This is a genomic window from Nonomuraea sp. NPDC050328, from assembly GCF_044459405.1.
GTDB lineage: Bacteria > Actinomycetota > Actinomycetes > Streptosporangiales > Streptosporangiaceae > Nonomuraea.
Genome location: NZ_JBITIW010000003.1, coordinates 912,447 through 935,404, shown reverse-complemented (window position 1 = coordinate 935,404; position 22,958 = coordinate 912,447). Strand labels below are relative to the sequence as shown.

At 73.7% G+C, this 22,958-nt stretch carries 22 protein-coding genes; 7 read left to right on the top strand and 15 right to left on the bottom strand.

Annotation, left to right across the window (positions count from 1 at the left end):
- Nucleotides 1–52: 52 nt before the first annotated feature.
- Nucleotides 53–1,780 carry a substrate-binding domain-containing protein gene (locus tag ACIBG7_RS15905; protein WP_397336663.1) on the bottom strand — a complete coding sequence of 576 codons (1,728 nt, stop codon included), beginning with the start codon at nucleotides 1,778–1,780 and terminating at the stop codon, nucleotides 53–55.
- A gap of 121 nt (nucleotides 1,781–1,901) precedes the next feature.
- On the opposite strand from ACIBG7_RS15905, the gene ACIBG7_RS15900 reads away from it, so the two are divergent.
- The 3 genes from ACIBG7_RS15900 to ACIBG7_RS15890 are packed head-to-tail and all read left to right on the top strand — an operon-like array spanning nucleotide 1,902 to nucleotide 3,911.
- Nucleotides 1,902–2,123 (top strand): LapA family protein, encoded by a 222-nt coding sequence (locus ACIBG7_RS15900; RefSeq protein WP_357933199.1) that lies wholly within the window; start codon nucleotides 1,902–1,904, stop codon nucleotides 2,121–2,123.
- A 49-nt stretch (nucleotides 2,124–2,172) separates the two neighbouring features.
- Nucleotides 2,173–2,754 carry a TetR/AcrR family transcriptional regulator gene (locus ACIBG7_RS15895; RefSeq protein ID WP_357933196.1) on the top strand — a complete coding sequence of 194 codons (582 nt, stop codon included), beginning with the start codon at nucleotides 2,173–2,175 and terminating at the stop codon, nucleotides 2,752–2,754.
- A complete protein-coding gene (locus tag ACIBG7_RS15890) occupies nucleotides 2,751–3,911 on the top strand; it encodes an FAD-dependent monooxygenase (protein WP_397336661.1) in 1,161 nt (386 codons plus the stop codon). The genes ACIBG7_RS15895 and ACIBG7_RS15890 overlap by 4 nt, the downstream gene beginning before the upstream one ends.
- 37 nt (nucleotides 3,912–3,948) lie before the next feature.
- On the opposite strand, the gene ACIBG7_RS15885 is transcribed toward ACIBG7_RS15890, so the two are convergent.
- Nucleotides 3,949–5,319, bottom strand: coding sequence for a xylan 1,4-beta-xylosidase (locus ACIBG7_RS15885; protein ID WP_397336660.1), 1,371 nt, complete (start codon nucleotides 5,317–5,319; stop codon nucleotides 3,949–3,951).
- 151 nt (nucleotides 5,320–5,470) lie between these two features.
- Entirely contained in the window at nucleotides 5,471–7,276 is a 1,806-nt protein-coding gene (locus ACIBG7_RS15880; protein ID WP_397336659.1) for a hypothetical protein, read from the bottom strand.
- A gap of 235 nt (nucleotides 7,277–7,511) precedes the next feature.
- On the opposite strand from ACIBG7_RS15880, the gene ACIBG7_RS15875 reads away from it, so the two are divergent.
- Nucleotides 7,512–8,558, top strand: coding sequence for a rod shape-determining protein (locus ACIBG7_RS15875; RefSeq protein ID WP_397336658.1), 1,047 nt, complete (start codon nucleotides 7,512–7,514; stop codon nucleotides 8,556–8,558).
- 73 nt (nucleotides 8,559–8,631) lie between these two features.
- On the opposite strand, the gene ACIBG7_RS15870 is transcribed toward ACIBG7_RS15875, so the two are convergent.
- The 7 genes from ACIBG7_RS15870 to ACIBG7_RS15840 all read right to left on the bottom strand — a co-directional run bounded on the left by ACIBG7_RS15870 (nucleotide 8,632) and on the right by ACIBG7_RS15840 (nucleotide 14,669).
- The gene (locus ACIBG7_RS15870; protein ID WP_397336657.1) at nucleotides 8,632–8,907 is read right to left on the bottom strand and encodes a hypothetical protein; all 276 of its coding nucleotides are present in this window, start codon (nucleotides 8,905–8,907) and stop codon (nucleotides 8,632–8,634) included.
- Nucleotides 8,907–9,233, bottom strand: coding sequence for a LuxR family transcriptional regulator (locus tag ACIBG7_RS15865; RefSeq protein ID WP_357933304.1), 327 nt, complete (start codon nucleotides 9,231–9,233; stop codon nucleotides 8,907–8,909). Before ACIBG7_RS15865 ends, ACIBG7_RS15870 begins: the two co-directional genes overlap by 1 nt.
- Before the next feature lie 74 nt (nucleotides 9,234–9,307).
- Nucleotides 9,308–9,784, bottom strand: a complete 477-nt coding sequence (locus tag ACIBG7_RS15860) for a DUF1850 domain-containing protein (protein ID WP_397336656.1) — start codon at nucleotides 9,782–9,784, stop codon at nucleotides 9,308–9,310.
- Nucleotides 9,781–10,716, bottom strand: coding sequence for a TAXI family TRAP transporter solute-binding subunit (locus ACIBG7_RS15855; RefSeq protein WP_397336655.1), 936 nt, complete (start codon nucleotides 10,714–10,716; stop codon nucleotides 9,781–9,783). The genes ACIBG7_RS15860 and ACIBG7_RS15855 overlap by 4 nt, the downstream gene beginning before the upstream one ends.
- The gene (locus tag ACIBG7_RS15850) at nucleotides 10,713–12,749 is read right to left on the bottom strand and encodes a TRAP transporter fused permease subunit (RefSeq protein WP_357933172.1); all 2,037 of its coding nucleotides are present in this window, start codon (nucleotides 12,747–12,749) and stop codon (nucleotides 10,713–10,715) included. Before ACIBG7_RS15850 ends, ACIBG7_RS15855 begins: the two co-directional genes overlap by 4 nt.
- A gap of 90 nt (nucleotides 12,750–12,839) precedes the next feature.
- On the bottom strand, nucleotides 12,840–14,063 hold the full coding sequence (gene thrS / locus ACIBG7_RS15845; RefSeq protein WP_397336701.1) for a threonine--tRNA ligase: 1,224 nt from the start codon (nucleotides 14,061–14,063) through the stop codon (nucleotides 12,840–12,842).
- A gap of 111 nt (nucleotides 14,064–14,174) precedes the next feature.
- Nucleotides 14,175–14,669, bottom strand: coding sequence for an adenylyltransferase/cytidyltransferase family protein (locus ACIBG7_RS15840; protein WP_357933169.1), 495 nt, complete (start codon nucleotides 14,667–14,669; stop codon nucleotides 14,175–14,177).
- Nucleotides 14,670–14,740: 71 nt separating this feature from the next.
- Here ACIBG7_RS15840 and ACIBG7_RS15835 point away from each other — a divergent pair, with 71 nt between their 5' ends.
- The gene (locus ACIBG7_RS15835) at nucleotides 14,741–15,535 is read left to right on the top strand and encodes a DUF1206 domain-containing protein (RefSeq protein ID WP_357933166.1); all 795 of its coding nucleotides are present in this window, start codon (nucleotides 14,741–14,743) and stop codon (nucleotides 15,533–15,535) included.
- 178 nt (nucleotides 15,536–15,713) lie between these two features.
- On the top strand, nucleotides 15,714–16,124 hold the full coding sequence (locus tag ACIBG7_RS15830; protein ID WP_357933299.1) for an ATP-binding protein: 411 nt from the start codon (nucleotides 15,714–15,716) through the stop codon (nucleotides 16,122–16,124).
- Here the strand turns inward: ACIBG7_RS15830 and ACIBG7_RS15825 are convergent.
- Nucleotides 16,121–17,026 carry a helix-turn-helix transcriptional regulator gene (locus ACIBG7_RS15825; protein ID WP_357933163.1) on the bottom strand — a complete coding sequence of 302 codons (906 nt, stop codon included), beginning with the start codon at nucleotides 17,024–17,026 and terminating at the stop codon, nucleotides 16,121–16,123. The genes ACIBG7_RS15830 and ACIBG7_RS15825 overlap by 4 nt on opposite strands.
- A 102-nt stretch (nucleotides 17,027–17,128) precedes the next feature.
- Here ACIBG7_RS15825 and ACIBG7_RS15820 point away from each other — a divergent pair, with 102 nt between their 5' ends.
- Entirely contained in the window at nucleotides 17,129–17,752 is a 624-nt protein-coding gene (locus ACIBG7_RS15820; RefSeq protein ID WP_397336653.1) for a phosphatase PAP2 family protein, read from the top strand.
- A 29-nt stretch (nucleotides 17,753–17,781) separates the two neighbouring features.
- Here ACIBG7_RS15820 and ACIBG7_RS15815 read toward each other — a convergent pair whose 3' ends face one another.
- Genes ACIBG7_RS15815 through ACIBG7_RS15800 form a run of 4 tightly spaced genes read right to left on the bottom strand, consistent with a single transcriptional unit; the run spans nucleotide 17,782 to nucleotide 22,954 of the window.
- A complete protein-coding gene (locus tag ACIBG7_RS15815) occupies nucleotides 17,782–18,714 on the bottom strand; it encodes an SDR family oxidoreductase (protein ID WP_397336652.1) in 933 nt (310 codons plus the stop codon).
- 39 nt (nucleotides 18,715–18,753) lie between these two features.
- Nucleotides 18,754–20,019, bottom strand: a complete 1,266-nt coding sequence (locus tag ACIBG7_RS15810; protein WP_357933154.1) for a M20/M25/M40 family metallo-hydrolase — start codon at nucleotides 20,017–20,019, stop codon at nucleotides 18,754–18,756.
- On the bottom strand, nucleotides 20,016–21,866 hold the full coding sequence (locus ACIBG7_RS15805; RefSeq protein ID WP_397336651.1) for a prolyl oligopeptidase family serine peptidase: 1,851 nt from the start codon (nucleotides 21,864–21,866) through the stop codon (nucleotides 20,016–20,018). Before ACIBG7_RS15805 ends, ACIBG7_RS15810 begins: the two co-directional genes overlap by 4 nt.
- An 8-nt stretch (nucleotides 21,867–21,874) precedes the next feature.
- Nucleotides 21,875–22,954 carry a C39 family peptidase gene (locus ACIBG7_RS15800; protein ID WP_397336650.1) on the bottom strand — a complete coding sequence of 360 codons (1,080 nt, stop codon included), beginning with the start codon at nucleotides 22,952–22,954 and terminating at the stop codon, nucleotides 21,875–21,877.
- Between the last annotated feature and the right edge of the window lie 4 nt (nucleotides 22,955–22,958).

The following is a 22,958-nucleotide window of genomic DNA, read 5'->3' as shown; positions in this document are numbered from 1 at the left end:
GTTGAACGCAATCGTTTACGTAAACCCCTGCCGGGCGCAACCCCCGCCCCGGCTATTTCGCCGCCCGGTCCCGATCCGGCGGCGCGGCGGTGCTCGACCGGACGACCAGCTCGCCGGGCAGCTCCACCCGGGCGGCTCCCGGGTCGCGGCCGGCCAGCCAGTCGAGCAGCAGCCGCCCCGCGCTCGCCCCCATCCGGGCCAGCGGCTGGGCGACGGTGGTGAGCGGGGGCGTCATCAGGGCGGCGGAGTCGTCGTCGAAGCCCACGACCGACAGCTCGCCCGGCACGTCCAGGCCGGACTCGCGGGCCGCCTGCAGCACGCCGAAGGCGATCCGGTCATTGAAGGCGAACACCGCGGTCGGGGGGCGGGGCCCGGCGAGCATCGCCAGGGTGGCGCTCCTGCCCGACTCGGCTCTGCCGTACGAGCCCTGGAAGAGCAGGTCCGGGTCGAGCTCGGCGCCCGCCTCGCGCAGCGCCTCGCGGACGCCGCGCAGGCGCTCGCGGGTGGACAGCAGGCCGGTCTCGCCGGTGACCACGCCGATGCGGCGGTGCCCGAGTCCGAGCAGGTGGGCGGTGGCCAGCCGGCCCGCGCCCGCGTTGTCGAGCGTGACCGAGGGAAACCGGGCCGCGGCGTCGGCCACCGGGTCGACCAGGACGACCGGCAGCCCGGCCGCCTCCAGCCTGGCGTACTCGGCCGGGGCGGAGCGGGGGAGCACCACGACCGCGCCGTCCACGCCGTGCCTGGCCAGGCGTTCCAGCGCGGGCAGCACGCTGCCGCCGTCGGCCACCGTGGTGCCGAGGGCCAGGCTCTGCCCGCCGTCCTGGAGCACCTCGGCGGCGCCGGACAGGATGTGGGCCGCGTAGTCCATGTGCAGCCAGGGGAGGGTCACCGCGATCCTGCCCGTCCGGCCCGACTTCAGGGCTCTGGCCGTCGCGTTGCCGGTGAAGCCCAGCTCGGCGGCCTTGGCCAGGACCGTGGCCCGGGTGCTGTCCGACACTCCCGGCTTGCCGTTCAGCGCCCGCGACACCGACGCCGCCGACAACCCCGTGGCCCGCGCCACATCCAGGATCGTCGCCCCACCGACCTGCCCCCCGCCCTCCCGGCGCTGCCCGGTAGCCGCGGCGGGGGAGTGGCCGGCGGACCCAGCGAGCCCGGCGGGGCCAGCCGGCACGGTGGTCACGGGCCAGGCGTCCTCGGTGACCAGGCCGCGGAAGTACGCCTCCAGGTCCCCGGCCGGATCGACCGAGCGCGGGTCGGCCACCCACTGCGCCCGCAGCCCGTCCATCAGGGCCACCGCCGTCCGGGCCGCCGACGAGGGCTCCACCCCGGCCCGCACCCGCCCCTCGGCCGCCAGCTCGGACAGCGCCCGCGCCACGAAGTCCCGGTACCACCGCCGCCGGGCCTCGACCGGCTCGTGCGCCGGGTGCGCGGGGTCGGCGGCCTCGGCGGCGACCATGACCCCCAGCTCGGCCAGCCCCGGCTGCCCGGTCGCCCGCCGGGCCGCCGCCACCAGCGCGCGCAACGCCGCGACCCCCCGCGGATCGCCGGCCGACACCAGCCCGGCCTCCCGCTCGTCGAAGTCCCGCAGCACGGCCAGCAGCAGCCCCGCCTTGCTCCCGAAGTGGTGCAGCAGCCCGGCCGCGCTCATCCCGGCCAGCTCGGCGATCTCTCGCACCGACCCGCCACGGAACCCGTTCCGCCCGAACACCGGCAGCGCCGCGTCGAGGATCTCCCGCCGCCGCGCCTCGCTCTTGCGGTACGGCCCGCGCCCTTCGGTCATGCCGACCATTGTCCGGCCGCCGCCCCCGCTTGAAAACCATCCATTCGTTCGACTTTCAGCGCCCGTTTCGCCGATGATCACGAAGGGTATCTGGTCGGTTACCTGACCTGATGGGGGATTCATGGCCGACCACAGCCGGAAGCCCGGCCCGCTGCGCCGCGTGCCGCCTCGCGTCTGGGTCGCGCTGGCCCTGCTGATCCTGGCGATCGTCTTCGTGGTGCAGAACCGGCAGGAAGCGCACATCAACCTGCTGATGATCTCCATCTCGGCCCCGATGTGGATCGCGCTGACGGCCTGCGTCCTGCTGGGTCTGCTGATCGCCTGGCTGGGCCGCCGAAGATAGCCGCCGCGATCCCTGGCGTACGGGAACTCGCGCGCGCTAGTTTGGACACATGCCCAAGTCGAACGCCCAAAACCTGGAACGCGGCCAGGCCACCCGCGACCGCCTCCTCGCGGCCGCGGCGGCGCTCATCGGCGAGGCCGGCTGGGGTGCGGTGAGCACCCGGATGGCCGCCGACCGGGCCGGTGTCGCCCCCGGCGTCGTGCACTACCACTTCGGCTCGGTCACCGACCTGCTCGTCACCGCCTCCACCACCCTCGCCCGCGACCTCGTCGAGTCCGTCGGCGCGGGCCTGGAAGCCCAGCTCGACCTCGGCGCCGGCATCGACTGGCTGGCCGCGCAACTGGCCGCCCACCCGCCGGACGACCCCGCCTCCCGGCTGGTCGCCGAGATGTACCTCGCCTCCTCCCGCACCCCGGAACTGCGCGAACAGCTCGCCCTCCTGCTGGACGGCTTCCGCGCCCGCGCCGCCGCCTGGCTGGCGGCCAGGGGGTACGCGGGCGACCCGGCCCCGGCCGCCGCCCTGCTCGCCGCCGTGGTCGACGGCGTGATGCTGCACCGCGGCCTCGACCCCGGACTCGACCCCCGCGGCCTCACCGCCCCGCTGCGCGCGATGGTCGGAGCGCAACCGTGAAGGCGCTCGTCTGCGGAGCCGGCCTCGCCGGGCTCACCCTGACCTGGCACCTCGAACGCGCCGGCTGGCAGGTGGAACTCGTCGAGCGGGCGCCCGCCTTCCGCGACGGCGGCTACATGATCGACTTCTACGGCCCGGGCTACGAGGTGGCCGGCCGGATGGGCCTGCACCCCAGGCTGGAGGAGGTCCGCTACCCCGTCGACGAACTCGGCTACCTCGACGGAGCCGGCCGCCAGACCAGCGGCCTGCGCCTGCCGCCGGACGTCACCGGCGTGGTCAGCCTGCTCCGCGCCGACCTGGCCCGCGCCATCGCCGACGCCGTGCGCACCACGACCCGGTACGGCACCAGCGTCACCGCCGTCGCCCAGCCCCCCGCGGCCCCCGTCCAGGTCACCCTCACCGATGGCAGCGAGCACGAGGTGGACCTGCTGGTCGGCTCGGACGGCACCCACTCGACCGTCCGGGAACTGGTCTTCGGCCCCGAACGCGACCACGTCCGGCACCTGGGCCACCACGTCGCCGCCTACTCGATCCACGCGCCGGAGCTCAGCCGCGAGATCGGCACCCGCTACCGCATGCTCACCGTCCCCGGCCTGATGGCCGGCGCGTACGCGCTGCGCGGCGAGCGGCTCGCCCTGCTGTTCCTGCACCGGGTGAGCGGCCCCGCCCTGCCCGCCGACCCGGTCGCCGTCCTGCGCGAGCGCTTCGGCGGCCTCGGCTGGATCCTGCCCGAGGTGCTCCCCGCCTGCCCGCCGCCGCCCGAGCTCTACTACGACCAGGTCACCCAGGTCGAGCTCGGCGAGTGGAGCCGGGGACGGGTCGTCCTGCTCGGCGACGCCTGCCAGGCGGTGTCGTTGTTCGCCGGGCACGGCGCCTCGATGGCCATGACCGCCGCCCACGTGCTGGCCACCGAACTGGCGGCAGGTGGGCTGGCGGCAGGCGAGATCGGCCCCGCCCTGGCGGGCTACGAGCGGCGGATGCGCCCGGTCATCGAGCGGGTGCAACGCTTCGGGCGGCGCTTCATCCACTGGATGGCGCCGCCCAGCCGGCTCCGCATCACCGCCCGCGACCTGCTGCTGCGGGCCGCCGCCCTGCCGGGAGCCGACCGGCTGCTGGTCGGCTCGCTCTCCCCGGGCGGGCACGGCCGGATTCCCTGACCCCGCCCGCGAAGAACCGGCGACCCCCTCAGCCCGCTCAGCCGCGGGCGGCCCACTTCACCTCGTACGGCGCGAGGCTGACCTCCTGGCCGTCCACGGTGGCGGTGACGTTCTCGTCGGTGGTGTTCACCATGACCATCTGCTCCGGCTGCGCCAGCACCCGCACCCGCTCGTCGGAGCTGGTGACCTTCTCCAGCTTCGCGCCGGCCGGGAACCACTTCACGAAGTTGCTCACCACGTCGCCCGCGGGCCGGGCCGAGCCGTCCTGCGAGTTCCACATGCAGCCGACGCAGTCGCCCTGCTTGGTCTGCGGGTTCCAGTACAGCGCCGTGGCCGTGCCGGAGGAGGCGAACTCCATCAGCGAGGTCGCCAGCACGGCCACCCGCATGTTCTCCGGCCAGTTCGTCTTGCCGTCCTCCGGCATGAAGTAGAACTCCGACCACCAGACCGGCAGGTTGCCCGTCTTCTCGCGTAGCCAGCGCGTCACGTCGCCGAACTTGGCCGTCGCGCCGAAGGCGTCCGGCTGGACCTTGTGGTCGTCGGTGACGGAGGCCCCGTCGATGACGATGAAGTCGGCCCCGCGCTTGTTCTTGTTCCAGTAGTCGAAGGCGTCGAGCACGAGCTGGTCCACCGCGCCCCAGTCGCCCCGCAGGCTGGAGGCGTTGCCGCCGTCGCTGCGAATGCTGTGGAAGCCGATGTACGGCCCGCCGATCAGCGCGTCGGGACGCACGGCCTTCACCGCGTCGTACACCTTGTTGTACAGCTCGGTGTAGCCCTCGATGTCCGGCGGCTGCGAGTGGTCGGGCCAGAAGCCCTTGAGCTCGTTCCACACCATGAAGTACTTCACGTGGTCGTAGCGCTTGGCCACGGCCGCCGACAGCTTGGCGAAGTCGTCGAAGTGCTTGCGCTCGGGCGCCGCCTCCAGGTGCTCCTTCTGCCAGGAGGTCTGGCCGGCCGGTCCGCCCTTCATCCAGTCGGGCGCGCAGCACAGCGTGATGATCGGCAGGCCGCCGGAGCGGTCCATCAGGCGCATCCGGCTGTCGAGGTCCTCGAAGTTGAGCTGGCCGGGCACCTCCTCCGGGTTGCCGACGCCGAACCCCATGATGTGCTGGTTCTGCAGCATCGGCACTCGCGAGAGCGTCGCGGACGAGCCGCTCAGCAGCCGGTCGTCGCCGTTGTTGCCGCTGGTCTGGGTGTGCGTGAGCCCCCAGCGCGGCCAGTTGGCGTCGACGGGCGGGAGCTCGGCCGCGCGCGGCGGACCGCTCTTGGCGCTCTCCCCGGTTTTCGCGGTCTCGGGGGGCTTCGCCCGGGTCGTGCTCTCCGGCACGGCCGCCGTGCACGCCACCGTGGCCGCGACGAGCGCCATCGCCGCCACGACCTTCCCACCCCACCGCATGCTGGTCCTCATCCCGTCCCTTCACTTCCCCGGCCTACTCCGGAGAGTGTCATGCCAGCACGATGGAAGACCAGGTGGAGGCGTGCTTTCTCAGTCAACTTTAATGCAGTCCTCACCTACCCCGGCCCGCCTCTCACCAGGGCCGGGGCGGTGGGCGGGCCGCTCAGCGCAGGACGGTGACCGGCTCGCCGAGCTCGTTGCGCGCGCTCAGTTCGGGCCGCTCGGGCAGCTCCCGGCCGGAGGCGTCACGCCCGGCCACGGACCGGCCGTCGAGGCTGATCCGGGTCACCCGGCGGCTGCCCGCGGCGACGTAGTACCGCTTGCCGGAGGGCGCCTTCCACCACACCCCGGCCACGACGTCGCGCCGCAACCGGCTGCAGTCCCACGAGCCCGGCCGCGCCGGCGTGACGCTCGCCCGCCGTCCGGCCAGCAGCACCCCGCGGACCGTGCTGCCGCCGGAGGCGTCGGCCAGCCGCAGGCAGACCCACCGCCCGGCCACCCCCTCGGGCAGCCGGCCCGCCCAGAACTCCCACGCCATCGCCGACTGGATCTCCCCCTCGGGCCGCTCGACCGCGCAGCCGAGCCCCTTCCACGCCGTGAACCCGCCGGCCGCCTCGTCGAGCTCGTACGGCCCGAACCGGTTGATCTCGGCCGGGGGCGGCGGCTGGTAGAAGGCGTTGGCCAGCGTCAGCGCCCCGAAGTCCAGCATCGTGTACGGCCGGCCGTGCGCGATCTCCGGCGCGCGCAGCCGGACCACCGGGCCCTGCCAGCACGCCCCCTTCCGCGCCGGCGGGACGGCGGCGGTGACCCCGTCGCTGACGGCGACCGCCCGCCAGCGGGGCGCCGAGCCGGTGAGCGGGGCGGTGGAGACCTCGCGCACCCACGGCGGCAGCAGGTAGTGTCCGCCGGCCAGCTCCAGCGGGCTGGCGCCGTCCGGCTTGGTGCGCGGCTCGGGGAAGACCTCCAGCTCCCGGCGCTCGCCGCGCTCGGTGTAGCGGGCGACCTGGCCCGGCCGGCGCAGGAGCACCACCCGCGAGCCGGCCACCTCCCCGGCGTACAGCAGGGCGGTGTCGCCGCCCGGCCAGCGGGCCAGGGCCCGGCCGGTCAGGGCACGGTCGCCGGTGAGGCCGCCGCGGGCCGGCCAGGTGGTCAGGTCGAGGTCGGTCCCGGCCCGCCACGCGCCGGGCGAGGCGGCGATCAGGCGCGGGCCGGCCTGCTGCGGTGTTCCGGCGATGCCGGGCCGCTCGGCGGTGAGGTCCGGCACGACCGCCACCGCGGCCAGCGCGCACACCGTCAGCCCCGCCGCGGCCTTGACCGGCACGCGGGCCGGGCGGCCGTACAGGCGGGCCAGCGTCGGGTCGTAGGCGGGCCTGCCCTCCTCCAGCGCTTCGGCCTCGGCGAGCGCGGCGGCCGGGTCGTCCGCTCCGGCGCCGTCGAGGATGGACACCACCTCCTCGGCGGGCCGCCCCTCCAGCCGGCGCAACGCGTAGGCGGCCCGCCCGGCGGGGGACAGCGCCTGCAGCCGCCGGGTGAACTCCACCGCATCAAGGGACGGCGCGGGCCCCGCGTTACCCGTCAGCGCAGACCCGGGGTTGCCGGTCAGCGAGGGCCCGGGGTTTCCGGTCAGTGCGCGCCCGGGGTCGGCGGTCAGTGCGGGGACCGCCTCGACCGCCGCCAGTCGCCCCGCCCCGGGCACCGCGCGCCACCACCAGGCCCGCCACCGCGCGGCCCGCCCGCCGAGCCGTCCCCAGGGCGTCCGCCCGGGCAGCACCCGGCGCAGGAACACCCGCCGCAGCTCCACCGGATCGGTCGGCCGCCCCCGCCGGGTGAGCGCCGCGGCGGCCAGCCGGTGCGCCAGCACCAGCCGCCGCTCCTCCCCGGCTCCGGCGGGCAGCACCAGGTAGGCGAGCCAGACCAGGTCGCGATAGGGCTGGGCCAGAACCCTGCTGCCCCGGATCGAGCGCCGCACGGCACCCCTCACTTTTCGTAGCAGGTCAAACGCAAATCGTGACTTAGAAGGGTACGGCGGGCCGCCCGTCTCCGCAGGGAGATCGCCGATTCGCCCGGCCCTGTCCGCGGCACCCACCGGAAGAAGGCCACATCACTGCTTTGACCAACCCAGGCGCGACATTGGTGTTGAAAGGGACTCATGGCGGCTATGCCGTAAAGCATGGAAATCCGGCATATGGCGTGGAGGATGTGACATGGGTGCCTGGTCGCCGCTCTCGTTCATGGGCAAGGATGTCGCCGTCGACCTGGGCAGTTCCAGGACACAGATCTACGTACGCGGCCAGGGCGTGGTCGTCGACGAGCCGTCGGCCGTGGCCCGCTGCCGGCGAACCGGCCGGATCATCGCCACCGGCGCGGCGGCCCTCGAAGCGGACACCCCCGAATGGCCCCTCACCCGCGGCACCGTGACCGACTTCGACGGCGGCACCCGGCTGCTGGCCGGGCTCCTGCGCACCGCGCACGGGCACGGCTTCGCCCGGCCCCGGCTGGTGCTCGCGGCGCCGTCCCACCTGGGCGCGGTCCAGGCCGGCACGCTCAAGCGGCTGGCCCAGGAGGCCGGGGCCCGCTCGGTGCGGCTGCTGGACCAGCCGCTGGCCGCCGCCCTGGGCGCGGGGCTGCCGGTGGCCGAGCCGTACGGGCACCTGGTGGTGGACCTGCGCGCCGACACCACCGAGGCGGCGATGATCTCCCTGGGGGAGGTGCTGGTCGTCGAGGCGATCGGGGTCGGGGTCGCCGACTTCGACCGGGCCATCGCCGACCGGGTACGGCGTAGCCACGGCGTGCTGATCAGCCTGGCGGAGGCGGCCCGGCTGCGGAGGGCGCTCGGCGCGGCCGGTCCGTCCGGCGGGCGGTGCGCGCGGGCGGTCGGGCGGCGCAAGGGCGGCGAAGGGGGGTGGAGCGTGCCGGTCTCGGCGCGGCAGGTGCACGAGGCGATGGAGCGGCCCCTGCGGTCCGTGCTGGGCGCGGTCCGCCGGGTGTTCGACCGGATCAGCCCGGAACTCACGGTGGACGTGGGCGCTCACGGCATGGTGCTGACCGGCGGCGGGACGGTGGCGCGCTGGGTGGCGCGGCGGCTGCGGGCGGAGTTCGGCGTGCCCGTGCTGGCCGCCGGCGAGCCGGGCCGCAGCGTCGTGCTGGGACTGGGGCGCTACGTCGAGACGTCCGGCTCACTACAGGCGGCGGGCAGCCCCGCGCTCGGCCGGCCCCGCCTCCGCAGGGAAGGCCGCCCCCTCCTCGCCTGACCACTCGCCTGACCGCTGAGGCAGCAGCCCGCGACCACCTGGTGCACCGCATTCCAGGCCCGGCCTCGCCGGGTCAGGCGGGACTACCTGCCTGGTCGTCCGGCTCGTCGGGGAGCACGCGGTCGAGGCGGTTGGTGGACAGCGAGTCCCACAGCAGCTCCCGGTGGATGTCCCGCTCCGGATCGCCCTCCAGCGGCTCCGGCTCCGGCGGGATCGGCAGTTCGGGCGGCGCGGCCGCGGCCGCGTCGGCCACGATGGTCTCGTCCGCCACGTCCGCCGTGGCGGGCCCGCCGGGGGCCGCCTCGACCGAGCGTGCCGCCTCGGCCACCTCGTCCTGGTTCTCGGTCATCACTTCACCACCGTCAGCAGCACCGCGGCGTCCTCCAGCGCGTCGAGCACGTGCAGCTCGCCGGGAACGATCAGCAGGTCGCCCGACATGCCCTCCCACGAGTGCTCCCCGGCGCTCAGCCGTACCCGGCCGGACAGCACCTGGAGCGTGGCCTCGCCCGGGCCGTGGTGCTCGTCGAGCCGGGCCGGGCTGATGAGGGCGATGAGGGTCTGGCGCAGGCGGCGCTCATGCCCGCCGTACACCGTCCGTGCGCTGCGCCCGGAGCTGGCGGCACGGGCCATCTCCAGCTCGGTGCGGGCCAGCGCGACCAGCGACTGCTTGTTCACGATCAAGGGCTTTCCCGGCGCGGCCTCCGCCCAGAGTCATCCCTTCACCAGGAAGTCTTTGCCCCACGGGGGTTCTACTGCGTGAAGAGGACCCGGCTGTAGGCCGGGCAGGGCTCGCCGCGCCCGTCGAACGTCCGCCCCGGCGCCAGCCGTACCGCGGCGGCCCCGGTCTCCGGGTAGAGCGCCAGGCACCGCCCGCCCGCGTGCAACGTGCGGCGGCCCAGCGAGGTGGCCAGCAGGTCGAGGGACTCGTAGGTGGCGGGGGAGTCGAGGGTGAGCCGGAACACCCCGCCCGGCAGGCTCTCGCGCCGTCCCTCCAGCGCGTAGTAGTCGAGGACGCCGCCGCTGGTGGACACCGCCGCGTACATCGTGAAACGGCGCCCGTGCACCTGGAACAGGTCGGCCGAGGGCGCCTTGTAGACGGAGTGCACGTAGGTGAGGGCGAAGCGCCCGTCGGGCGGTAACGCCAGGCCGTACACGGACGGACGCCCGCCGCCGCTGCCCGCGAGGGCGGCGGCGGCGAGCGTCAGCACCAGGAGAAGCCGGATCAACCGTTCTTCTCCTTGAAGTACCGGGCCGCGCCCGGGTGCAGCGGGATCGGCTCGACCTGCGGGCCGAGCTTGGGGTCGAGGTTCTCGGCCTCGGGGTGCACCTTCACCAGTTCGGCCTTCTTCTCGAAGAGCGTCTTGGTGATGTCGTAGGCGAGCTGCTCGTCCATCTTGTCCGGCACGAGCAGCACGTTGGCCACGCCGACCGTCTTGATGGTCCCGGTCTGCTTGTACTTGGTCAGGTCGATGTCGAGCCCGACGTAGGTCGCCCCGAACTTGGCCGACATGCCCTGCAGCACGTCGCTGGTGTCCAGGAGCTTGATGTCCGGCTTGCTGGTCGCCAGGTCCACCACGCCCGCGGTCGGCACGCCGCCGACCCAGAAGAAGGCGTCGATGGTGCCGTCCTTGACCGCCTGCACCGAGTCGTTGATCGAGAGCTGCTGCTTGCTGACGTCGGTGTCGGGGCTCAGGCCGACCGCCTCCAGCATGCGGCGGGCCACGACCTGGGTGCCGGAGTTGGCCGGGCCCAGCGAGACCTTCTTGCCCTTCAGGTCGGCGAGCTTCGTGACCGCCACCCCCGGGGCGATGACGACCTGCGTGTAGTTGTCGTAGATGCGGGCGATCGCCTTGACCGGCTGCTTGGCGGTGAAGCTGCCGGTGCCGTTGATCGCGTCGGCCGCCGCGTCGGTCTGCGAGAAGCCGATGTGCGCCTTGCCCTCGGCCAGCAGCTTGATGTTCTCCAGCGACGCCGAGGTCACCGAGGCGTTGGCCTGGGTGTTGGGGATGCTGTTCTTGAGCTGGGTGGCCAGGCCGCCGCCGTAGACGTAGTAGACGCCGGTGGTGCTGCCGGTCGCGATGGTCAGCCGGTTGCCCTGACCGCTGCATCCGGCCAGGGCCAGGATGGTGACGGCCGCCCCCGCTATTAACCGTTTCACGCTGTGGTTCTCCTTCTCCTGATGAGATGAACTGCTGCCGCGAGAGCCAGCACGGCCAGGCCCGCGACGATCGGGATGGTGTCGAGGAAGAGCAGCAGGACCGCGGCCACGGCGGCGAGGATCCGCTCGGGCCAGGCGACCATGCCGCCGGTGACCATCGCGAGCGCGGCCACGGCCAGCGCGGAGACGAGAGTCATCGTCAGCACCGTGATGAGCGGCCCCTGGAACAGCAGCGCCTGGCCGTTGGGCGTGAGCACGAAGGCGAACGGCACCAGGAAGGCCGGGAGCGTGTAGCGCCAGGTCATCATCATCGTCTTGTAGGTGTTGCCACCGGTGATCGCGGCCGCGGCCACGGCCGACAGCGCGGTCGGCGGGCTCACCTCCGACAGCACCGCGTAGTAGAAGATGAACATCAGCGCCTCGGCGTCGGAGACGCCCAGGGTGAGGAAGACCGGCTTGATGATGACGGCGGCGATGATGAAGCTCGCCGTCACCGGCACCGCCAGGCCCAGCACCAGGACGGCGACCGCGGCCAGCAGCGTGGTGATCACCAGGCTCCCGGCGGCCACGCCGAGGATGATGTCGCTGAGGCTGAGCCCGAGGCCGGTCTGGGTGATGACGCCGACGATGATGCCCGCCGCCGCGCAGACCGCGGTGACCGGCAGCACCTCCAGCGTGCCGCGGGCCAGGGACTGGCCGATCCGCTTGGGCGTCATCCGGTGCCGCGGGTCGAGGAAGCTCAGCAGGAAGGCGATGAAGGTGGCGATGACCACCGACTGGAAGGCCGAGCGGTCCAGCGCCATCAGCACGATGATCAGGATCAGCGAGCTGAAGTGGTAGCCGAAGCGCAGCAGCAGCCGGCTCGCCTTGGGCGCGTCCACCGGTACGGCATGCGTGCCGAAGCGCCGCGAGTCGATCTCGATCGCCAGGAAGATGCCCAGGTAGTACAGGATCGTGGGGATCGTCGCGTACAGCAGCACGGTCAGGTAGTCGACCCCGAGGTACTCGGCGATGATGAACGCCGCCGCGCCCAGCGTGGGCGGCGACAGGATCGCGCCGATGCCGGCCGCGGCCAGGACGCCGCCCGCCGGCTCCTTCGGGTAGCCCGCCCGCTTGAGCACCGGCCAGGCGACGCTGCCCAGGCTGACCGTGGTGGCCACACCGGAGCCGGAGACGGTGCCGAGCAGGAAGCCCGCGGTGGTCACCGTCCGGCCGGGAGCGGCCCGCGACTTGCGGAAGGCGGCGAAGCTCAGGTCGATGAAGAACTTCGAGGCGCCGGAGTAGTCGAGCACCGCGCCGTAGATGGTGAACAGGATGATGTAGCTGGCCGCCACCTGCATCGGCACGCCGAAGAAGCCCTCGGTGCCGGTGTAGAGCTGGGAGATGATCTGCTCCAGGTCGAAGCCGCCGTGCCCGATGGACCAGCCGACCGGCAGCCGGTGGCCGAAGAAGGCGTAGACCAGGAACAGCCCGCAGATCACCACCAGCGCCCAGCCGACCGTGCGGCGCACCGCCTCCAGGAGCAGCAGGGTCAGCGCCAGGCCCATGACGATGTCGAGGTCGGTCATCGCCGAGCCGGACCCGCGCTCGCGGAAGCCGTCCATGTCCAGCAGCGGATAGACGCAGACGACCAGCGTCACCAGGGCGAGCAGCCAGTCGCCGAGCGTGGGCCGCTCGCCGCGCCGTACCGTGCCGTCCGGATGGGCCACCGCGCGGGCCACGCCGTCCAGCGGCTCGGTGCCCGAGGCGTCCTCGGTCGCCGGGCTGGGCGGCGTCTCCACGGCGGCCGGCCGGCGGCGCGGGCGAAAGCCCGAGCGGTAGCACAGGAACACCAGCGGCAAGGTGACCGCCAGGAAGGTCATCCGGTGCTGCAGCGTCTCCACCGGCCAGAACGCGGTGGTGAGCGAGTAGGCCGACAGCAGGCCGCCCACCACCCACACGCCCAGGCGTAAGCGGCCCCCCAGCTCTCGCGCCGGCCGTTCCTGTTCGTGCGCCGCCACGATCTCCGCGTTGCGGTCGCTGACCTCGGTCACGCTGCCCCCAAGCTCCCAAGCCATTTGCTGGGGGGACTTTACGAGTTGTCGAGGCGGGTATGGAAGAGCCGCGTATCTCGATTCGGTCTCTCAGTCGACATGCGGACGGCATAGCCGGGCAAGCCGGTCGATCGGCACCGCGCCGAGTTGCTCGCCGCCGCGCGCCCGCACCGCCGCGCCTCCTTCGGCGGCCTCCCGCGCGCCCACGACGAGCTGGTACGGCACCAGCCGGTGCTCCCTGATCCGCGCGCCGAGACTGCCCCGGTCGGGTGCCACCAGCTCGGCCCGCAGCCCCGCCGCGACGCACTCGCGCAGCCGGTTCTCGGCGGCCGGAACCTCGGATTCGGTCACCGGCAGCACGACCGCCTGCACCGGCGCGAGCCAGGCCGGGAACGCGCCGCCGTGCACCTCGATCAGGTGCGACAGCAGCCGCTCCATGCTGCCCACCAGGGTGCGGTGCACCATGACCGGCCGCCGGCGGCTCTGGTCGGCCGCGACGTAGCCCAGCTCGAAACGGCCCGGCATGTACAGGTCCACCTGGACGGTCGACAGGGTGGTCTCCCGCTCGGCGGCGTCGGCGATCTGGACGTCGATCTTCGGGCCGTAGAAGGCGCTCTCGCCGCGCTGCTCGTCGAAGGGCACGCCGCGCTCCAGCAGCACCTCGCGCAGGATCCGCTCCGAGCGCTCCCACAGCTCCGGGTCGTCGACGTACTTGCCGCCCTCGCCGCGCAACGACAGCCGGTGGCGCACCGCCCGGATGCCGAGCTGCTCGTGCGCCCGCGCGATCAGGTCGAGCGCCGCGCCCACCTCGGCCGCGGCCTGCTCCGGCGCGCAGAACACGTGCCCGTCGTTGAGCTGGATCGCCCGCACCCGGGTCAGCCCGCCCAGCACCCCCGACAGCTCGCAGCGGTACATCCCGCCCAGCTCGGCCAGCCGCAGCGGCAGGTCACGATGGCTGCGCGGACGGGCACGGTAGATCAGCGCGTGGTGCGGGCACAGGCTCGGCCGCAGCACGAACTCCTCGCCGCCCACCCGCATCGGCGGGAACATGTCCTCGTGGTAGTGGGCCCAGTGCCCGGAGCGCTCGTACAGCTCGCGTTTGGCCAGCACGGGCGAGTTGACGTGCTGGTAGCCGTGGCGCCGCTCCAGCTCCCGCACGTAGTCCTCGACCGCGCCGCGCACCGCCGCCCCGGCGGGCAGCAGGTACGGCAGGCCGGAGCCGACCAGCGGATCGGTGTCGAACAGGTCGAGCTCGCGGCCGAGCCTGCGGTGGTCGTGCATCGGATTCTCCTCGTCGTCGCACGAGGCGAGCACCACGACGAGACAGGCCCCGGGGCGCTCGCCCCGGGGCCTGTGATGATGTCAGCAGTCAGCGCGCCGGGACGGTGTCCGGCGTCGTCGTGACGTTGGCGCGCTGCATGAAGGTCATCCTAGCCCAGCGTTGACGATCCGGGTGGTGGAACGTCCCGGGATCATCTCCATCTCCCAGCACTCCGCGCCCAGCAGCGCGGCGGCCGCGGCCCGGCCGCCGACGTGCGGATCGCCCGCGGTGTGCGCCAGCGCGGCCGGGCGCATCGGCGCGAACAGGTCGATGTAGTCCTCCGGCCCGTGCGCCTCCGGCGGGCCGGCGACGATGAACACGCCCGACACGCAGCGCAGCGCGGCCAGCAGCTCGGCGCGCTCGGCGGCGGGGTTCACCGGCCGGTTGGGGCCCTTCCACGCGCGTACCCGCGCGTCGTCCTCCACCCCCACGACCAGCGGAAGCCCGCGCTCGGCCACCGCCGCCAGGAACCGCGCGTGGCCCACGTGCAGGATGTCGAAGACGCCCGTGACGACCGCGATCCCCGGCCCGTCGTGGGGCCGCACCCAGACCGCTTCCAGCTTGCCCACGACTCTGGTCTCCTCGGTGTCGGACTCCATCCCGATCAGAGGGTACTTGGTCGCCGGCCTTACTCCGTTAGGAGGCTGCCTGTGGTGGCAGAGGGAAGCTCATGCATACCGAAAACGTGACCGGCGCCGCCCGGCGCGCGGCCGACAATCCGTGGCTGGCCAAGGCCGCCCGGGTCGGCTTCGCCGCCCGCGGCGTGCTCTATGCCCTGATCGGCCTGCTGGCGCTGCAAGTCGCCTTCGGCGCCGGTGGCAAGGAAGCCGACAAGAGCGGTGCCATCCACCTGGTGGCCGCGCAGCCGTTCGGCCAGTTACTGCTGTGGGTGATGACCGTCGGGCTGATCGCCCTGGCGTTGTGGCAGGCCGGCGAGGCGTTGTTCAGCCACGGCAAGACGCGTGACCGTGCCGAGTCCGCCTTGCGGGCCGCCTTCTACGCCCTGCTGGTGTTCTCCCTGCTGGGCCTGCTCCTGAAGAACAAACCCGCCGCCTCCACCGACAAGCAGTCGCAGGACGCCACCGCCGCGCTCCTGGAGATGGCCGACCCCCTCGGCCGCATCCTGGTGGGCCTCATCGGGCTCGGGGTCATCGCCCTGGGCGTCTACTGGATCCACGAAGGCTGGACCGCCAAGTTCATGCGGGACATGACCGGCGGCGGGCCGGTCGTGCGCCGCCTCGGCCAGGCCGGCTACGTCGCCCGGGGCGTCGTCGCCATCTCCGCCGGCATCCTGATCGGCAAGGCCGCGGTCACCTACGACGCCAAGGAGGCGGTCGGCATCGACGGCGCGCTCAAGGCGCTCGCCGACGCGCCCGCCGGGCAGATCCTGCTGGTTCTGGTGGCCATCGGCCTGATGCTCTTCGCGGCGTACTGCTTCGCGGAGGCGCGCTGGCACCGGACATGACAGGGACCGGAGGGCCGGAGGTGACCGGGGCGTCCTGCGGGACGCGGCCCGGCCGCCGCCGGTTCCACCGGCAACGGCATTCCTACCTTTTCGCGATACTCCGCACGCCCCCGGCCCCGCGTCTCACAACGCCGTCGCAAGCCGGGGGATCGGGGAGGTCGTGGTGACAACGTCCGAGATGGAGAGCCAAGATCTGGTCGTCAGGCTTCCGGGACGCCCATCGCAGGTGTCCCGGGCCAGGAATCTCGTGACCAGCGCGCTCGGCCGCGAGCACCCGCTGCACGACGACTGCGTCCTGCTGACCAGCGAGCTGGTCACCAACGCGGTCCTGCACTCGCACTCCGGCGACGGGGGCGGCTTCACCCTCGCCGTGCGGGCCACCGCCGACCGCATCCGCGTCTGCGTCGAGGACGACGGCTCCGACGAGCCGCCGTGCGCCTGCCGTACCAACGCGCACGGGACCAGCGGCCGTGGCCTGCCGATCATGGAGGCGCTCAGCCACAGCTGGGGCTTCTCCCGCGCCGGCGGCTGCAACACCGTCTGGTTCGAGCTCGTGCAGGTCACCGTGCCCGCGCAGTGGACCCGCTAGAGCCGGCACAATCCCTCGGCCAGCGCCTTGGTGGTCAGCCGGGTCCGGCTGTCGCAGCCCAGCTTGGCGAAGATGTGCTCCAGGTGCGTCGTCACGGTGCGCACGCTCAGCACCAGCGCCGCGGCGATCTGGGGGTTGGAGTCGCCGGCCGCGACCCGGGTCAGCACCTCCACCTCCCGCCCGGTCAGCTCGTACGGCAGGCCGCACGGCCGCTCGGTCAGCACCGCCCCCTGGATCGTGCCGTTCACCCCCACCGCCGCCCGCACCATCCGCACCTGGTGCCAGCCGCCCTCGGCGTCCTGCCACAACCCCGAGCGGCTCAGCTCGCGCGAGTCGATGAACTCCCTGGCCAGCACGCCCAGCTCCCGCCCGGCCGCCACCGGCTCGCAGCCCGGCACCTCGCGCCGGGTCCCGGCCCGGTCGAAGGCGGTCGCGCGGTAGCCGTCGGGCACCCCGATCGGGTCCACCTTCGGCCGGCTCAGGTCGGTCAGGTGCGCCAGCGTCGGCGCCAGCGCCGCCACCAGGCCCGCCGCCTCCTCGCCGAACGGGGCACTGGCCGCCAGGTGCAGCAGGCCGGTGTAGCGGCCCTCCTTGAGCACCAGCGGGGCGGTCATCGCCGCCGCCCAGGCGCCGCGGAAGCGGCCGGGCATCTCGATCGGCAGCCCGCTGGCCCGCGCCCGGCGGTAGCCCTCCAGGTTGACGTACTCCTCGGTGTCCACGCCGGGGAAGCCGCGGCCGACCAGGCTGCGGTGCCGGCCCGAGGCGGGGTCGTAGGCCACCAGCTCGAACGCCCGGTGCGGCACGATCTTCGTCAGCGCGTCCATCGCGGCGTGCGCGCCACCGCGACCGGCGACCTGGAAACCGACCTCGGCGAATGCCTGCAACAGGGGGATCTGCGGCACGCTCCTTTTATAACACCTGTCCCTCGCCTCGCCCCTCGTGGCGGCGCACCGAACCCCGGCCCTCGTCCTGTCCGCCCGGCCAAGCCCACTACGCTGACCGCCGTGAGGCGGGACGTGACGGGGGAGCCGCCGGCGGCCACGGGGCCCGACCGGCTGGCGCGCTGGGTGACCGAGCTGTTCGCCCCACAGGTGCTGGTGATCGCCATGCCGCCCCTGGCCGGGCTGCTGGCCCAGGGCTGGACGGGCGCGGCCTGGGGGCTGCTGGCCTCGGCGCTGTGCGGCGGCGTGCCGGCCGCGGTGATCGCCATGGGCGTGCGGGCCGGGCGGCTCGACTCCCGGCACCTGGTGGACCGGGCGGGCCGCACCAAGCCGCTCCTGGCCGCCGCCGGAGCCGTGCTGGCCGCGCTGGTGCTGCTGATCGTGCTGGGGGCGCCCACGCTGCTCGTGGCGACGGTGGCGGCCATGCTGGGCGCGCTGGCGGTGACGGTGCCGGTGACGCTGCGCTGGAAGATCTCCTTCCACGCCGCGGTCTCCGGCGGCACCGTCGTGGTCTTCGCCCAGGTGCTGCCGCCGCCGCCCACCCTGGCCGCCGGGGCCGTGCTGCTCGCGCTGGTCTGCTGGGCCAGGGTCCGGCTCGGCCACCACACCACCGCCCAGGTGCTCGCCGGGCTGGTGGTGGGCGTCGCGGTCACCGCCGCCACGCTGGCCGCCTTCGGCGAGCTCTGACCCCGGAGCCCCTGATCCCGCGGCGGGGATCAGCGGTAGCCGGTGGCGTCGGCGGGCTTGCCGGGATCCTGCACCTCGACCAGGTACCGCCACGCGTCGGGCTGCGAGCCGTCGAGGTCGGTGAAGCCGTACTCCCGCGCGAGCTGCCCGCTGGACAGGGACTGGCCGTTCCACCGGGCGACCTGCGGGTCGGCGGCCAGGGCGGCGACCGCCCGGCCGACGTAGCGGGGCGTCTCGGAGATGACGAAGTGCGGCTGCACCTTGGCGGCGTCGAGCCAGTTGTCCTCCCGCACGCCGTAGACGTCGAGCATCATCTCCGACCGCAGCCACCCCGGCGTCAGCGCCACCGCGGTCGCGCCGTGCTCGCGCAGCTCGTGCGCCTGGGCGTAGGCGAGCCGGATGACGGCGCTCTTGGCCTGGTCGTAGAAGAAGGAGACGCGGTAGTTGGCGTCGTTGTAGCTCTTGGTCCCGTCGGTCACCTCCACGACGAGCCCGCCGGGACGGCGGATGAGCAGCGGCAGCGCGAAGTGGCTGGTGATGATGTGCGTGTCGATGGCCAGCCGCAGCAGGCGCAGCCCGGCGTCGAGGTCGTGCTCCCACAGCGGCGTGTCCCACTGCGCGAGGTGCTCGCCGCCCCACACGTCGTTGACCAGCACGTCGAGCCGGCCCTGCTCGCGGTCGATGCGCTCGACCAGGGCGCGCGTCTGGGCCGGGTCGAGGTGGTCCATGGGCACCGCGATGCCGGTGCCGCCGGCCCGGGTGACCAGGTCGGCGGTCTCCTCGATGGTCTCGGGGCGGTTGTACTCCGAGCGGGCCGCGCGGGTGGAGCGGCCGGTCACGTAGACCGTCGCCCCGGCCGCGCCCAGCTCGGTCGCGATGCCGCGGCCCGCGCCGCGGGTGGCCCCGGCGACCAGGGCCACCTTGCCGTCCAGGGAAGAGCCGTCGAGCGGAGTCGAAGTCATGGAACGACCATGTCACGCCCCGCCGACAAAACCCGTCCGCTACGCCGTCAGCAGCCTGGTCAGCACCCGGGTCCCGAACTCCAGGCCGGCCACCGGCACCCGCTCGTCCTTGCCGTGGAACATGCCGAAGTAGTCGAGGTCGGGCCGGAGCATCAGCGGCGCGAAGCCGTAGCCCTGGATCCCGATCCGGGAGAAGGACTTGGCGTCCGTCCCGCCGCTCATCACGTACGGCACCGGCCGCGCCAGCGGGTCCTCGGCGACGAGCGAGGCGGCCAGCGCGTCGAAGAAGGGCGCCGGGTAGGGCGCCGACGGCGCCTCCTCCAGGTTCACGAACTCCCGCGTGATCTTCGGGCCGAGCAGCTCGTCCACGGTGGCCAGGAACTCGTCCTGGAGCCCGGGCAGGTAGCGCCCGTCGATGTGCGCCGAGGCGGTCGAGGGCACCACGTTCACCTTGTACCCGGCCTCCAGCATGGTCGGGTTGGCCGAGTTGCGGATCTGCGCCTTGAACAGGGTGCCGAGCTTGCCCAGCCGCTCGGCCTCGGCGTCGAGCCGGTCGAGGTCGACCGGCTGCCCGGTGATCTCCGCCAGGGACTCGATGAGCGCCGCCACCGACGGCGTCAGCCGTACCGGCCAGGAGTGCGAGGCCAGCCGGGACAGGGCGTGCGCCAGGGTGGCGACGGGGTTGTCGACCGGCGGCCGGGAGCCGTGGCCGGCCACGCCGTGCGCGGTGACCTTCATCCACGCGGTGCCGCGCTCGCCGACCGCGATCGGGTAGACGCGCGCGTCGCCCGAGGGCACGCTGTAGCCGCCGGACTCGGAGATCGCCTCGGTGACGCCGTCGAACAGCTCGCGGTGCTCGTTGACGGCGTAGCGCGAGCCGTAGTCGCCGGTGGCCTCCTCGTCGGCCAGGAAGGCCAGCACGAGGTCGCGCTTCGGCCGCTCACCCCGCTCCAGCATGCCGAGGACGGTGGCGATGGTCATCGCGCACGAGCCCTTCATGTCCACCGCGCCGCGCCCGTAGACGTCCCCGTCGACGATCTCGCCGGAGAAGGGGTGCAGCTTCCACTCGGCGGGGTCGGCGGGCACGACGTCGAGGTGGCCGTGGATGAGCAGCGCGTCGCGCGAATCGCCCTCCAGCCGGGCCACGACGGTGGTGCGCTTGGGCGCGGACTCGAAGACGACCGGCTCCAGCCCCGCGTCGGCCAGCAGCGTGGCGACGTACTCCGCCGCCGGGCGCTCGCCCGCTCCCGGGTTGGTGGTGTCGTACCTGATCAGATCCGAGCAGATCTCCCCGACGGACTTCACGATCTTCCCTTCAGTGTGAGAGGCGGCACCTCGGGGGTCTCGAACCCGAAGATCTGCCCGTAGAAGGCCAGTTCGGCCTCGAGCGCCGCGACGATAGTCTCCTCCCGGCGCCAGCCGTGCTGCTCGCCGGGGAAGGTGAGCAAGGCCCACTCTTTGCCATGCCTGTCCAGTTCGGCGACGAACCGCTCGGCCTGCGCCACGTCGACGATCGCGTCCTCCAGGCCGTGCAGCATCAGGCACGGCCCCGAGGCCGCGCCGGCGTGCAGCAGCGGGGAGCGCTCGGCGTAGCGCGCCAGCGTCTCCGGCAGCGGGCCGACCAGGCCGTCGAGGTAGCGCGACTCGAAGTCGTGCGTCTCGGCCGCCCAGCTCTCCGGGTCGGTGATCGCGTAGTGCGCCACGCCGCCGGCGAAGACGTCGCTGAACACCAGCGCGGCGACGGTGGTCCAGCCGCCCGCGCTGCCGCCGCGGATCGCCACCCGGCCGGCCCGGCCCTGGTCGAGCAGCCACCGGGCAACCGTCTCGCAGTCGCCGACGTCGACGACGCCCCACTGCTCGCGCAGCCGCTCGCGGTAGGCCCTGCCGTACCCGGTGGAGCCGCCGTAGTTGACCACCGCGACGCCCAGGCCGCGGCTGGTGAAGTAGGCCACCTCCAGGTCGAGCACGGGCGCCCGGCTGCTGGTCGGCCCGCCGTGCACGAAGATCAGGTACGGCGCGGCGGCCTCCCGCGCGCCGGCCGGCGCGTACAGGTGCGCGTGCACGCCCTCGATCTCCACGATCTCCGGCACCGGCAGCAGCTCGCGCGCGGGCACCGGCTTGGCCGCCGACAGCGGGAGGTGCGTGCCGCCGGCCAGCTCCACCCCGGTCACCCGCGAGGGCGCGTACGGCGAGCCCGCCACGCCCACGGCCACGCCCTGCGCCACCGAGACGCTGCTCGCCCAGGTCGTGGCCTCGCCGCCCAGGTCGCGCAGCTCGCCGGTCTCCGGGTCGAGCAGCGCGAGCCGCCGCCCGTCGGCCGTGCCGTGCACCAGCACGACCCCGGCCTCGCACGGCGCGAACCAGGTGCCGCCGAGCTTCCACACCGCGTCACCGAACTCCTCCGGCACCGGCGTCAGGTTGCGCGAGGCGCCGTCGAGCCCGACGACGTGCAGGTTCCACCAGCCGGTCGGGTCGGCGACCGCGTACAGCTCCGCCTCGCCACGCCACTCGGCCTGCACCACCGACACGCCCGGCCCGCCCATGACCACCCGGTACGGCAGCGCCGCCCCCGACTCGTCGAGCTCGGCCACGCACAGCTCGGTGCCGTCCCACGGCATGTCCGGGTGGTTCCAGCCGATCCAGGCCAGCCGCCGGCCGTCCGGCGACAGCCGCGGGTTGGTGACGAAGTGCTGCGCCTCGGCCAGCACCCGGACCGGCCCCCCGGTCAGCGGCACGGCGACCAGGGTACGCCGATCGTGCCGCTCGCGCACCGCCCACACCTCCTCCAGGCCCGCGGGCAGGTAGAGGTCGCCGAAGCGGTCGGGGCCCTCGGCGGTCAGCGCGACCGGCTCGCCGCCCGGCTCCAGCCGGTAGAGCCGCTGGTCGGCCCAGTTGGTGAAGACCAGGCCCCCGCCGGGCAGCGGCCGCCAGGACCGCCCGCCGTACTCGATGACGCGGTTGCGCGCGTTCCAGCCCGCGGGCAGGACGTCGGCGACCACGCCGTCAGGCGTGCGCCGCACGACGCAGCGCCGGCCGCCCTCGTGCGGGCGCGGCTCGTCCCACCAGAACTCGGGCCCGTCGTCGGTGGCCACCGCCTCGACCCACAGGGGGCTGCCGTCGGTGCGGGCCACATCGAGTGCTCGGATCGTCATGTGCTTGGTCACCAGCCGTGGGGGAGAGGGACGCCGGGAGGGTGGAGGATGTAGACGATGCCGCCGCTGCCCGAGCTTCTGAGCCAGACGTTCTCGAAAGCTGCCCGGGGATAGACGCGTCTCACCCCGGAGTCGGCGGGCGCGGCCGGATCGTGGGCGACCACGTCGCCGTCAGGCGTGAAGCCGGCGACGACCATGATGTGGCCGCCGGTGGAGTAGCCCGCGCCGGGCAGCTCGTGCTCCTTGAACGACTGCGAGGTGATCACCGGGATGCCGGCGGCGATGAAGTGCTCGAGCTCGGCCAGCGAGGCCAGCCGGGTCACGAAGCCGGTCAGGCCGTAGCGGCCGGCGTAGGCGACGCTGAAGGGCCAGTTGCCGGTGCCCTGGTAGCTGTGGTCGTACATGCCGGCCGCCGCGTGGTCGACCAGCGGGCACGGGTCGTCCTCGCCGACCCACGCCAGCTCCTCGGGGCCGGGGCCGTGCTTCCAGTAGGCCATGACCATCGCGACCGAGGCCGGGCTGCACCAGTTCTGGCCGCCGCCGTCCCACTGCGGGTGATGGCCGGTGTGCGCCTTCTGCGAGTAGGCGGGCAGGTCGAGCACGACGCCGCGGGCCGGCCCAGGCTCGCTGACCGGTACCCCGGCCCGGGGCGGCACGGCCGAGGCGAGCACGGTGACCCGCTCGACGTGCGCGCCGGAACCGTGGGTGGTCACCCGCAGCCGGTAGGCGGTCACCGGGACGGCGGCCACGAAGGTGTCGACCGCCACGTCGCCGTCGGCGTCGCCCTGGCCGGGCACCGAGGTGCGGTGGATGTCGCCGTCGTGCTCGGCCCAGCGGCCCATCACGTACCACCGGCTCCAGCGCTCGGCGCACACCTGCAGCTCGACCTCCAGCCAGGAACCGGGCGGCGTGCGCGCGATCCAGGTGACGACCAGCTCGGTCGCCGGGAAGCCGATCTCGCGGACGGGACCGGTCCGGCGCTCGTACGGCCAGAGCGCGGAGCCGTCGCCGAACGGGTCCGCGTACGCGGCGCTGCCGCGTTCGGCGGGCCCGGCCAGGTCGTGGCGGTGCAGGGCGACGGGGAACACCCGC

Bases quoted from the DNA above. Each gene is read 5' to 3' on its own strand.
- ACIBG7_RS15885 (WP_397336660.1), bottom strand. From the start codon at position 5,319: ATGAGGACCAGCATGCGGTGGGGTGGGAAGGTCGTGGCGGCGATGGCG.
- ACIBG7_RS15805 (WP_397336651.1), bottom strand. From the start codon at position 21,866: ATGACGATCCGAGCACTCGATGTGGCCCGCACCGACGGCAGCCCCCTG.
- ACIBG7_RS15895 (WP_357933196.1), top strand. From the start codon at position 2,173: ATGCCCAAGTCGAACGCCCAAAACCTGGAACGCGGCCAGGCCACCCGC.
- ACIBG7_RS15905 (WP_397336663.1), bottom strand. From the start codon at position 1,780: ATGACCGAAGGGCGCGGGCCGTACCGCAAGAGCGAGGCGCGGCGGCGG.
- ACIBG7_RS15900 (WP_357933199.1), top strand. From the start codon at position 1,902: ATGGCCGACCACAGCCGGAAGCCCGGCCCGCTGCGCCGCGTGCCGCCT.
- ACIBG7_RS15875 (WP_397336658.1), top strand. From the start codon at position 7,512: ATGGGTGCCTGGTCGCCGCTCTCGTTCATGGGCAAGGATGTCGCCGTC.
- ACIBG7_RS15840 (WP_357933169.1), bottom strand. From the start codon at position 14,669: ATGGAGTCCGACACCGAGGAGACCAGAGTCGTGGGCAAGCTGGAAGCG.
- ACIBG7_RS15870 (WP_397336657.1), bottom strand. From the start codon at position 8,907: ATGACCGAGAACCAGGACGAGGTGGCCGAGGCGGCACGCTCGGTCGAG.
- ACIBG7_RS15815 (WP_397336652.1), bottom strand. From the start codon at position 18,714: ATGACTTCGACTCCGCTCGACGGCTCTTCCCTGGACGGCAAGGTGGCC.
- ACIBG7_RS15830 (WP_357933299.1), top strand. From the start codon at position 15,714: ATGGAGAGCCAAGATCTGGTCGTCAGGCTTCCGGGACGCCCATCGCAG.
- ACIBG7_RS15835 (WP_357933166.1), top strand. From the start codon at position 14,741: ATGCATACCGAAAACGTGACCGGCGCCGCCCGGCGCGCGGCCGACAAT.